This is a genomic window from Acrocarpospora catenulata, from assembly GCF_018476525.1.
GTDB classification, from domain to species: Bacteria; Actinomycetota; Actinomycetes; order Streptosporangiales; family Streptosporangiaceae; genus Acrocarpospora; species Acrocarpospora catenulata.
This window is the reverse complement of the sequence record NZ_JAHCST010000112.1, coordinates 1-10,839: the sequence shown is the minus strand read 5'-3', so window position 1 is coordinate 10,839 and position 10,839 is coordinate 1. Positions and strand designations below refer to the sequence as shown.

General features: G+C 69.7%; 11 protein-coding genes. 5 read left to right on the top strand and 6 right to left on the bottom strand.

Annotated features, from left to right (window positions below; genetic code table 11):
- Positions 1 to 148: 148 nt before the first annotated feature.
- The 4 genes from KIP79_RS45405 to cobM are packed head-to-tail and all read left to right on the top strand — an operon-like array spanning position 149 to position 3,852.
- Complete coding sequence (locus KIP79_RS45405) at positions 149 to 1,504, top strand: cobyrinic acid a,c-diamide synthase CobB (RefSeq protein WP_214111290.1); 1,356 nt, start codon at positions 149 to 151, stop codon at positions 1,502 to 1,504.
- Positions 1,501 to 1,878, top strand: a complete 378-nt coding sequence (locus KIP79_RS45400) for a PPOX class F420-dependent oxidoreductase (protein WP_214111289.1) — start codon at positions 1,501 to 1,503, stop codon at positions 1,876 to 1,878. Before KIP79_RS45405 ends, KIP79_RS45400 begins: the two co-directional genes overlap by 4 nt.
- Positions 1,871 to 3,106, top strand: a complete 1,236-nt coding sequence (gene cbiE, locus KIP79_RS45395) for a precorrin-6y C5,15-methyltransferase (decarboxylating) subunit CbiE (protein ID WP_214111288.1) — start codon at positions 1,871 to 1,873, stop codon at positions 3,104 to 3,106. The genes KIP79_RS45400 and cbiE overlap by 8 nt, the downstream gene beginning before the upstream one ends.
- Positions 3,103 to 3,852 carry a precorrin-4 C(11)-methyltransferase gene (gene cobM / locus KIP79_RS45390; protein ID WP_214111287.1) on the top strand — a complete coding sequence of 250 codons (750 nt, stop codon included), beginning with the start codon at positions 3,103 to 3,105 and terminating at the stop codon, positions 3,850 to 3,852. The genes cbiE and cobM overlap by 4 nt, the downstream gene beginning before the upstream one ends.
- 56 nt (positions 3,853 to 3,908) lie before the next feature.
- Here cobM and KIP79_RS45385 read toward each other — a convergent pair whose 3' ends face one another.
- Positions 3,909 to 4,832, bottom strand: coding sequence for an NADP-dependent oxidoreductase (locus KIP79_RS45385; RefSeq protein WP_214111286.1), 924 nt, complete (start codon positions 4,830 to 4,832; stop codon positions 3,909 to 3,911).
- A gap of 88 nt (positions 4,833 to 4,920) precedes the next feature.
- On the opposite strand from KIP79_RS45385, the gene KIP79_RS45380 reads away from it, so the two are divergent.
- Positions 4,921 to 5,562 (top strand): TetR/AcrR family transcriptional regulator, encoded by a 642-nt coding sequence (locus KIP79_RS45380; RefSeq protein WP_214111285.1) that lies wholly within the window; start codon positions 4,921 to 4,923, stop codon positions 5,560 to 5,562.
- Between the two features lies 1 nt (position 5,563).
- On the opposite strand, the gene KIP79_RS45375 is transcribed toward KIP79_RS45380, so the two are convergent.
- The 5 genes from KIP79_RS45375 to cobG are packed head-to-tail and all read right to left on the bottom strand — an operon-like array spanning position 5,564 to position 10,719.
- Positions 5,564 to 6,637: a cobalt-precorrin-5B (C(1))-methyltransferase gene (locus KIP79_RS45375; RefSeq protein ID WP_214111284.1), complete on the bottom strand. Its 1,074-nt coding sequence runs from the start codon at positions 6,635 to 6,637 to the stop codon at positions 5,564 to 5,566.
- Positions 6,634 to 7,362, bottom strand: a complete 729-nt coding sequence (locus KIP79_RS45370; RefSeq protein WP_214111283.1) for a cobalt-precorrin-6A reductase — start codon at positions 7,360 to 7,362, stop codon at positions 6,634 to 6,636. The genes KIP79_RS45375 and KIP79_RS45370 overlap by 4 nt, the downstream gene beginning before the upstream one ends.
- Complete coding sequence (locus tag KIP79_RS45365) at positions 7,359 to 8,861, bottom strand: precorrin-2 C(20)-methyltransferase (protein WP_214111282.1); 1,503 nt, start codon at positions 8,859 to 8,861, stop codon at positions 7,359 to 7,361. The genes KIP79_RS45370 and KIP79_RS45365 overlap by 4 nt, the downstream gene beginning before the upstream one ends.
- A 2-nt stretch (positions 8,862 to 8,863) precedes the next feature.
- Positions 8,864 to 9,484, bottom strand: a complete 621-nt coding sequence (locus KIP79_RS45360; RefSeq protein ID WP_214111281.1) for a precorrin-8X methylmutase — start codon at positions 9,482 to 9,484, stop codon at positions 8,864 to 8,866.
- Positions 9,481 to 10,719, bottom strand: a complete 1,239-nt coding sequence (gene cobG / locus KIP79_RS45355; RefSeq protein WP_308170244.1) for a precorrin-3B synthase — start codon at positions 10,717 to 10,719, stop codon at positions 9,481 to 9,483. The genes KIP79_RS45360 and cobG overlap by 4 nt, the downstream gene beginning before the upstream one ends.
- Positions 10,720 to 10,839: the final 120 nt, after the last annotated feature.

Genomic DNA, 10,839 nt, shown 5'->3' with positions numbered 1-10,839 from the left:
GGGTGGGTGGGAGTTTTACGGTATCAATTTCCGTGCGAGAGGCGGTAATCAGCTGTCGCGGCGGAAGTTGGGGGTAAACAGAAGCATGATGAGGGTCTGAGGGACTTGTGTTGTGTAGGAATGGCGGTGGGCGGTGAGGATTCCTCGGTTGGTTGTTGGGGCTCCGGGGTCGGGGGATGGGAAGACTACTGTTGCTACAGGGTTGATGGCGGCTTTGGGGCGGCGGGGAATGCGGGTTGCTGGGCATAAGGTGGGGCCGGATTATATTGATCCGGGGTATCATGCGTTGGCTACGGGGCGGGTTGGACGTAATTTGGATCCTTGGCTTACGGCTGAGGAGTTGGTGGTTCCGCTGTTTTTGCATGGGGCGCGGGGGGCGGATATCGCGGTGGTCGAAGGTGTTATGGGGCTTTATGATGGCATGCGGGGGGCGGGGGATTTTGCTTCGACTGCGCATGTTGCTCGGTTGCTCGATGCGCCTGTTGTTCTGGTCGTTGACGCCACTGGGCAAGGTCAGTCGGTTGCCGCTCTTGTTCATGGGTTTGCGTCGTATGACACGCGAGTTCGGCTGGCGGGGGTCATTCTTAATCGAGTGGGTTCTCCTCGGCATGAGGAAGTGTGCCGGGAAGCCCTTGAAGGGACTGGGGTCTCCGTCCTTGGGGTGATACCGAGGGCGTCCGGTGCAAGCACTCCCTCTCGTCATCTCGGTCTTATTCCCGCGGCCGAACGCCGGGCCGAAGCCCGTGAGGCAATCGACAGCCTCGCGACCTTGATCGAATCATCGTGCGATTTACCCGGCATCATCGCCTTGGCGAACGACACCAGCCCACTTACCGCCACCCCCTGGAACCCCGCCGATGCGATCGACGCCGCAGAGACGGATCCTCTGCCCGCCGAATCATCGACCTCAAAGTCGCAGGGCGCACCGCGAGTCGCGGTGGCCGGAGGATCCGCTTTCACCTTCGGATACGCGGAGCAGGCGGAGTTGCTGGTAGCGGCTGGGGCGGAGGTGGTGAGTTTCGACCCCTTGCGAGATGAGGACCTACCGGAAGGGACACGAGGAGTGATCCTTCCCGGAGGATTCCCTGAGGTATATGCCGCTGATTTGTCCGGCAACGAGATGTTGCTAAGGCGAATGAAGGAGTTCGCAGCCAGTGGAGGCGTGATCGTGGCGGAATGCGCCGGGTTGCTGTACCTGAGCCGGGAGCTCGACGGACACCCGATGTGCGGAATCCTCGACGCCAAAGCCGAGATGACGCCGAGCCTGACATTGGGCTACCGCAATGCGGTAGCCGTCCGGGATTCGGTGGTGACGAAGGCGGGGGAGCGCTACCGGGGCCATGAGTTCCATCGCACGGTGTGCACATCACCAAGCGATCCGGTCTGGCGATGGACCGACGGAGCCGATGGATACGCTTCGGGACGGGTGCTGGCGTCCTATCTGCATCTGCACTGGGCGGGAAGCCCGGCGCTGGCACGGCGATTCGTAGAGGAGTGCCGATGACATTCGAGGCGTTCTGGAAAGAACGGCACCTCTGCACACTGACCACCATCCGCCCCGACGGAACCCCACACGTCATCCCGGTCGGCGTCACCCTCGACGGCGACATCGCCCGAGTGATCACCTACGGCGCCTCACGCAAGGTTGCCCACATCCGCGCCGCCGGCCCCGAAGGCGCCCCCGTCGCCGTCTGCCAGGTCGACGGCCGCCGCTGGTCCACTCTCGAAGGCCGCGCGATCATCCGCGACGACCCCGCCACCATCCTCGACGCCGAACGCCGCTACGCCGTCCGCTACCGCCAGCCTCGCCCCAACCCCGACCGCGTGGTAATCGAGATAAAGATCACCAGAACCCTCGGAAACGTCCCCCGTGCCTGACCACACACCCGGAGCAGTCCCCCCGGCCGGACCAGTGGTAGTCGTCGGAATCGGAGCCGACGGATGGGAAGGGCTCGGGGTCGCGGCCCGGCGGGCGATCCAGGAGGCCGAGGTGGTGATGGGCAGTACCCGCCAGCTGGCATTGGTCGTGACTGAGGCCGAGCGGGTCCCCTGGCCGTCGCCCATGCTTCCAGGATTAGTTGGGTTGCTGGAGGCGTACAAGGGGCGGAAAGTCTGTGTTCTGGCCAGCGGGGATCCCATGTTTCACGGCATCGGGTCAACCCTGGTGCGCTTGCTGGGGGCGGAGCAAATAAGGGTGATGCCGGCGCCGTCATCGGTGTCGTTGGCGTGCGCCCGGCTTGGCTGGCCGGTGGATCGTACCGAGGTCGTCAGCCTGGTCAACCGCCCGCCGACCACGCTCAACTCCGCTCTACGACCCGGCGAACGCGTCCTGGTTCTGGGCGCCGCAGATCCCAGAGCTGTGGCGGAACTGCTGGTTGGCAGCGGTTTCGGTGACAGCGCGTTCCACGTTCTTGAGCGCCTCGGCGCGGCTGACGAACGGATTCGCCGCACGACGGCTTCCGGCTGGGGAAGCACGGAAGCCGATCCGTTGAACGTCGTCGCGATCGAGTGTGCCCCAGGCCAGGCGCTTCCTCGCGCAGGCGGCCTCCCTGACGAGATGTTCGAACACGACGGCCAGCTGACCAAACGAGAGGTCCGCGCGGTGACCCTCGGCCTGCTCGGCGGCAACGGCCTCCTGTGGGACATCGGCGCCGGCGCGGGAAGCATCGCCATCGAGTGGCTCCGCGCTCACCCCCGAGCCTCCGCGATCGCCATCGAACGCGACCCCACCCGATCAGCCCGAATCACCAGAAACGCCGAAAAACTCGGCACCCCCGCCCTCAAAGTGATCACCGCCAAAGCCCTCGACATCATCCAGGCGCTCGTCACCGAGCACGGCACCCCCGACACCATCTTCATCGGCGGCGGCCTGACCGCCCCCGGCCTGCTGGATCAATGCTGGAACACCCTCCGCCCCGGCGGCCGCCTGGTCGCCAACGCGGTGACCCTCGAATCCGAAGCCCTCCTCACCACCTGGCACACCCAACGAGGTGGCGAGCTCATCCGCATCTCCATCAACCGCGCCGCTCCCATCGGAGGCTTCACCACCTGGCGCCCCCAACTCCCGGTCACCATCTGGTCCACGACCAAGCCTGAGGAAGCATGACGGTCTATTTCATCGGCGCGGGCCCTGGCGCACCCGACCTGATCACCGTACGCGCCCAGAAACTGATCGAACGCCTCCCCGTCTGCCTCTACGCGGGCTCCCTCGTCCCCGAAGAACTGATCGCCGGTTGCCCGCCAGGCGCCCGCCTGGTCGACACCGCCAACCTGACCCTGGACGAGATCCTGAGCGAGCTGCGCGCCGCCCACGAGTCCGGCCTGGACGTGGCCCGCCTGCACTCCGGCGACCCCTCGATCTTCAGCGCCGTGGCCGAGCAGATGCGCCGCCTGGACGCCGAGAACATCCCCTACGAGGTGGTCCCGGGCGTCCCCGCCTTCAGCGCCGCCGCCGCCACCCTGAAACGCGAACTGACCGTCCCGGGCGTCGCCCAGACCCTCATCCTCACCCGTACCGCCCTGCGCGCCACTCCCATGCCTGAGCGCGAGGACCTCGCCACCCTCAGCCAGAGCCGCGCCACGATGGTCCTCCACCTGGCCGCCCACCGCATCCAGTCCGTCGTCGACGAACTGACCCCGGCCTACGGCCCCGACTGCCCCGCGGCCGTGGTCGCCTGGGCCAGCCGCCCCAACGAGACCGTCCTCCGCGGCACCTTGTCCGACATCGCCCACCAGACCCGGCAGGCGGGAATCACCCGTACCGCTGTCATCATCGTCGGCGACGCGCTCACCGCCGGCGCCTTTCCGGACAGCCACCTCTATTCCCACGCCCGAGTCCGCGACCCGGGCTAGGGTCCGCCGGGTGGACGGTGCCCCACCCACCCGGCGCAAAATGGAACGTTCCTCCCTTAGGGAACAGTGATGACGATTTTCCCCAGCTTGGGGGCGGAGAAGGCGGCCAGGGCCTGAGTGGACTGGTCGAAGGGATGGGTCCCAGCGATGGAGATCGCGAGGCGGCCTTCGGCGGCGTCGGTCAGGAGCTGAGCGATCTTGTCGGGGGTGGCCACGGCCAGAACGGCGGTGACGGTGATGTCGTCGCGGCCGGTCTGTTCGAGGGTGGCGCCCAGGGGAGAGATCAGGCGCCCGCCGGGCGGGAGGAGGGCGGCGAGCGCGGCGGGGTCGCCGGCCAGCTGTATCACGGCGGTGATGGGGGTGTCGGCGAGGGCGGCGGCGAGGTCGCCGGAGTGGTCGACGGTCTGGTGGGCGCCCAGGCCGCGGATGAAGCTGTCGGCGTCGCCGGGGCGGGCGGTGGCGATGACGGTGGCGCCGGTGTCCGCGAGCAGCTGGACCAGGAACGTGCCAACGCCGCCGGTCGCTCCGGAGACGAGGACCACGTCGTCGGCGGTCGGGGCGAGCGCGGCGAGCATGTCGACGGCGGTCACTCCGGCGAGCCCGGACGCCGCGGCCTCGGCGGCGGTCAGCTTCTCGGGGATGAGGGCGAGGGAGTCGGCGGCTGCGACGTACTGTTCGGTGATCGCGCCAGGGCCGAGGGCCATGGCGGTGATCACCCCCGTCACCCGGTCCCCGGCCTGCCAGGCCGTAACCCCTTCCCCGACGGACGCGACGGTGCCGGCGAAGTCCCGCCCGAGTACGACCGGGAACTCGTGCGGCAGGTACTGCCACATGTATCCGGCCGCCACGGCGGCATCCATGCCGTTGACGCTGGCGGCCTCCACGGCCACCAGTACCTGCCCGGGTCCCGGCTCTCCGGCCGGAACCTCCTGGATCGACGGCTGCTCGTCCTGCGCCGCCACGGCAAACGCACGTGTCACGACACTCACCCTCCATTAACTGGGGACCTATCCCTACTTGAGAGCATATATGGGGGGCCGTCCCCGGGTAGGGGGTATTGTGAGATTTATGCGGGGGCTGCGAGCGGACGCCGAGCGGAACCGGACCCAGCTGGTGAGGGTCGCCCGGGAGGTGTTCGCCGAGCGTGGCCTGGACGCCCCGCTGGACGAGATCGCCCGCCGTGCCGAGGTCGGCAACGCCACCCTCTACCGCCGGTTCCCCACCAGGGGCGACCTGATCGCGGCCGTCTTCGTGGAGACCCTGGGCGAGGTGGTGGCGGCCACCGACCGCGCGATCGCGGAACCCGACCCCTGGACGGCCTTCACCAACCACCTGATCTTCCTCTGCGAGCTCCAGGCCGGGAACCGGGCACTGGCCGACCTGCTCGTCTCCACCGCCTCCCATGACCCGGAGGTCGAGGAGTTGCGCGCCCGCGCGTACGAGGGCCTGACCACGCTCATCGAGCGGGCCAAGGCGGCGGGCCGGTTGCGCGCGGACTTCTCGCACGAGGATGTCGTGATCATCCTGATGGCCAACGCCGGCCTGCTGGAACGCACCGCCGCCGACGCCCCCACCGCCTGGCGCCGCCACCTCGGCTACCTGCTGGACGGCCTGCAGGTGCCCGCCCGTACGCCGCTGCCCCCGAGCCCCGGCAGCTACCGCGTCCTCAAGGCGATGATCACCGTCGCCCGCCGCCACGGCTGCGACTGACTCACGCCGGATACCGCCCGGCGACCGTCCCCGCCCGGTCGATGACCAGCACTTCCACCGTCACGGGCGCCCCCGCCAGTACGGCTGCCGCCGTCCCGTGCGCGCGCGCGGCGATCAGATCCCCGAGCGGCAGGCCCGCCTCCTGGCAGAGGCGCAGCGCGTGCAGGGCGGTGTTGGCCGACCCGACCTGGGCGGCGAGCTCGGGGGACCCGCCCGCCGAGCTCACCAGGGCGCTCAGGAAGGCGGGATCGACCTGGGACCTTGCCGAGTGCAGGTCCAGGTGGCCGTCGGCGAGTTTGGCGAGTTTGCCCACCCCGCCGACGATGGTCAGGCGGGGGATCGGGTGACGGCGCAGGTATTTCAGCACCGCCCCGGCGAAGTCGCCCATGTCCAGGAGGGCGTCGTCGGGCAGGCCGTACAGGGTGGTGGCGACCTGTTCGGAGGTGCTGCCGGTGCAGGCGGCGACGTGGCGGTGGCCGGCCGCGCGGGCGACGTCCACGCCGCGGCGGATGCTGTCGATCCAGGCCGAGCAGGAGTAGGGCACGACCACCCCGGTGGTGCCCAGGATGGACAGGCCGCCCAGGATGCCCAGGCGGGGGTTCCAGGTCTTCTTGGCGAGTTCGGCGCCGCCCGCCACGGAGATCTCCACGATCACGTCGCCGGGCGCCCCGAGGCGGGCGGCCACCTCGGCGACGTGCTCGCTCATCATGCGGCGGGGGACCGGGTTGATCGCGGGTTCGCCGACCGGCAGGGGGAGGCCGGGTTTGGTGACGGTGCCGACCCCGGGTCCGGCGCGGAACGTCACGCCCGAGCCGGGCGCGCCGGGCCGTACGGTGGCGGAGATCAGGGCGCCGTGGGTGACGTCCGGGTCGTCCCCGGCGTCCTTGACGATCGCGGCCATCGCCCAGCCGTCCCCGGTGGCCTCCCTGGCCAGGGCGAAGGCCGGGGTTCTGCCCTTGGGCAGGGTGATCCGCACGGGGTCGGGGAACTCGCCGGTGAGCAGTGCCGTGTATGCGGCCGTGGTCGCCGCCGTGGCGCAGGCGCCGGTGGTCCAGCCGTGGCGCAGCCCGGTCACTGGTCCCCCAACCAGGCCACCGCCTCATCGACCGAGGCGACCACGGGTACGCCGGCCGGTTCGGGCGGGCGGCGTACCACGATGACCGGCAGGCCCAGCCGCCGGGCGGCGGTGAGCTTGGCGGCGGTCATGGCGCCGCCGCTGTCCTTGGTGACCACGACGTCGATGGCGTGGCGGCGGAGCAGGTCCGTTTCGCCGTCCACCGTGTACGGCCCGCGGCTCAGCAGGACCTCGATCTTCGGCGGGAGCGGCGGCTCGGGCGGGTCCACCGATCGGGCCAGGAACCAGACCTCACTCAACGGGGCGAAAACCGCCAGGCTTCGGCGGCCGGTGGTGACGAACGCCCGGGTTCCTACCATTGGCAGCAGGTCGGCCGCTTCGGTCAGGTCCGCCGCCCACCGCCAGTCGTCGCCGGGTACGGGGGTCCAGCCGGGCCGCCGCAGCACCAGCAACGGCACCCCGGCCGCGGTGGTGGCCGCCAGTGCGGAGGCCGTCATGCGTACCGCGAACGGGTGCGAGGCGTCTATCACCGCATGTACGGCGTTGGCGCGCAGCCAGTCCGCCAGCCCGGCCGGGCCGCCGAAGCCGCCGATCCTGACCTCGCCGACCGGCAGGCGGGGGTCGCTGACCCGTCCGGCCAGGGATGAGATCACCTCGAAGCGGCCGTGGAGCGTCCCGGCGAGTCGTCTGGCCTCGTCGGTGCCGCCGATGATCAGGACTCTCATGCCGGGTAGCGGCGCGGGGTGAACACGACGTCTCCGGGGCCCCGGGCCGCCACCCGGGTCGTGGAGGAGCCGATGATGAGCAGGCAGCGCATGTCCACGGCGCTGGGGTCCAGTTCGGCGAGCGTGGTGACCTGGAGTTCCTCCTGCGGGCTGCCGACCGAACGGCCGATGATCACAGGGGTGCCGGGGGAGCGGTGGGCGAGCAGGATGTCGCGGGTCGCCGCCACCTGCCAGGTCCGGGTCCTGGAGGCGGGGTTGTAGAGGGCGAGCACCAGGTCGGCCTGGGCTGCTGCTCTGACCCGGTCCGCCACCACTTCCCATGGTTTCAGTTGGTCCGACAGGGATAACACACAGTAGTCGTGGCCGAGCGGCGCGCCCGCCCGGGCGGCGACGGCCTGGGCGGCGGTCAGCCCGGGGACGATCCGTACCGGAACCGCCGAGAACCGGGGCTCACAGGCCACCTCCAGTACGGCACTGGCCATCGCGAACACGCCGGGATCCCCTGAGGAGACCACGGCCACCCGGGAACCGCCCAGGGCCAGTTCCAGCGCGTGCGCCGCCCGTTCGGCCTCGACCCGGTTGTCGGTGGCGTGCCGCTTCTGGCGGGGATTGGGGGGTACGCGGTCCAGGTAGGGGCCGTAACCGACCAGTTCGTCGGCGGTCATCAGCGCGTCCTGCGCCTCGGGGGTCAGCCAGGGGCGGCCCGCCGGTCCCAGCCCTACTACGGCCACCTCGCCTGGGCCGGGTGCGGGTTCCTGGCGGGGTATGGCGGGGAACGCGGCATTGACCGGGCTGGGCAGTAGGGCCAGAGAGAAGTAGGGCACCGAGGCCGGGTCCACGTCCGCCAGTGGCGCCACTCGCTGGCCGCCGGTGGTGGCGCGCTCGACGTACCACGCCTCGTTCAGTCGTCCTGCCGCCGCGAAGGCGTCCCGTACCTTTTCGAAGGTGCGGCCCAGCTTGAGGATGGCCACCGAATCCGCTGCGGCGATGTGGCCGGTCAGGGTGTCGGTGGGCAGGGTGCCGGGGAGGATCGTCAGGGTTTCGTCGCGTTCGACCAGAGGTCGTCCGAGTACGGCCGAAGCCCCGCTGACCGAGGTGATCCCGGGGACGACCTCGGTCTCGTACCGGTGGGCCAGGCGTTTGTGCAGGTGCATGTAGGAGCCGTAGAAGAGCGGGTCGCCCTCGCAGAGCACCACCACGTCGCGGTCGGCGTCCAGGTGTTCGGCGAGGCGGATCGCGCAGGCCGCGTAGAAATCGTCGAGCGCGCCCTGGTAGCCGCCGGGGTGGCCGGTGGTCTCCGTGGTCACCGGGTAGATCAGCGCCTCTTCGATCTGGTCGCCGCGCAGGTAGGGGGCGGCGACGGAGCGGGCGATGCTCCGGCCGTGGCGGGCGCTGTGGTAGGCGATCACTCCGGCCGCGCCGAGCAGCCGGGCCGCTTTCACGGTCACCAGTTCCGGGTCGCCGGGTCCGAGTCCGACGCCGTAGAGCCGTCCTGTCACCTTTACTCCTCGTCCCGGGCGATGGCGTTGATCGCGGCGGCCGTCATGGCGCTGCCGCCCCGGCGGCCGTGGACCACCAGGTACTCCAGGCCGCCGTGTGCGGCCAGGGCTTGTTTCGACTCGGCCGCGCCGATGAAGCCGACCGGTACGCCCAGTACTGCCGCTGGGTGTCCCGCTCCCTCGTCCACCAGTTCCAGTAGGCGGAACAGGGCGGTTGGGGCGTTGCCGATGGCGACCACCGAGCCGGGTAGCCGGTCTCGCCACAGTTCCAGGGCGGCGGCGCTGCGGGTGGTTCCCAGTTGTTCGGCCAGTTCCGGTACGCGGGGGTCGGCCAGGGTGCAGAGGACCTCGTTTTCGGCGGGCAGGCGTGCTCGGGTTACTCCCGAGGCCACCATCTGGGCGTCGCACAGGATCGGGGCTCCCGCGCGTAATGCAGTGCTCGCCGCCTTGGCCACCCCTGGTGACCAGGCCAGGTCGCGTACCAGGTCGACCATGCCGCAGGCGTGGATCATGCGGACCGCGACTCGGGCCAGGTCTTCCGGCATGCCTGATAAATCAGCTTCTGCGCGGATGGTTGCGAATGACTGTCGGTAGATTTCTGCGCCGTCCCGGATGTATGTCATCGGGCACTCCTCGTCATGTCCGTCACATCCGTATAGGTACGGCGGACGCCGTCGCGTTCCACCCGGTATCCCCCGGGGGTGGCCACCACATCCACGGCCCGGCCGCGCGGACGGCCGCAACGCCGCTCGCAGCCTGACCAGTGCACGGGCTCGCCCTGGGCGAAACCCACCGCTTGGCGGGCGTCGGTCTGTACGTCGGCCAGGGACTTGGCGCAGCCTGGTTGGCCGGTGCAGGCGCTCAGTCCGGCCCAAGGGGAACGGGGGTCGCTGGGGAGGTCGGCCTTCGCGAGGGTCTTCGCGGCGGATGTCGCGTCGTTCAGTTCGAGCAGGACTACTCCACGCCAGGGTGTCAACCTGACCGCATTCACGGCGGTATCGGCGAGCGCTGTTGCCTGACCGGCCGACAGCCTCCCCAGAGGGACGATGACGCCGAGCCCTGACGAACCGTCCCTCAGGGGGATCACCCCGATCGGTGGCTCCTGATCACCGCTCGTGAGAGGCTTCCCGCTCGTGAGAGGCGTCCCGCTCGCGAGGGGCGTCCCGCTCGCGAGGGGCTTCCCGCTCGCGAGAGGCTTCCCGCTCGCGACGGGAGTTCCGCTGGTGGTGGCACCTAAGCGGGCGGCGATCCTGTCTGGGCCGCCAGGGATTTCACCTAACCGCCACGCCCCCTGCGCCTCCTCCAGGAAAGCCTCGGCCGCCGCGATCATGACATCCACGCTTCCGCCCACCGGACACCGGATCCCATGATCCACCCCGGCCAGCAGAACCCCCATGGAACCCAAGTCCGGAAATATCGTGACATCGGCATCCAGAGCGGATACATCGCCGGAGCCATCATCCAGGGCGAACAGAAACCTCCCCGGCAGCCGGGCCAGCCCCGGCCTCGCACAAAGAGCCGCGTCAAGCGTGGCGACCAGCGGACGGACATCGAGTCGCCCTCGCCCACCCTGCCCCGTCAGCGGGGAGGCGACAATGTTACGCACCCGCTCATGCGTCGCCGACGGAAGCAACCCCGCCTCAGCCATCCGCGCCGCGAACTCCCCAGGATCACGAAGCCCGCGAACCTGCACGTTGGCCCTCGACGTCAACTCAATGACCCCAGCCCCCACCTCAGCCGCAGCAGCAGCCAACGCGCGCAGCCCTCCAACAGAAAGCTCACCCCCCGGCACACGAACACGCGCCAACGCCCCATCAGCCGCCTGATGAACCTGAAGCGCCCCCGGACACGCATCCACCTCACCCCGACTCACAACCACCCCTGACCAGGCCACATGACCTCACAACGGTCACCGACCAATACGCCGGAAGCTTGGTTGCCGTGGGATTCCCACCCGCCCACCCTTGTTGTCCTCCCG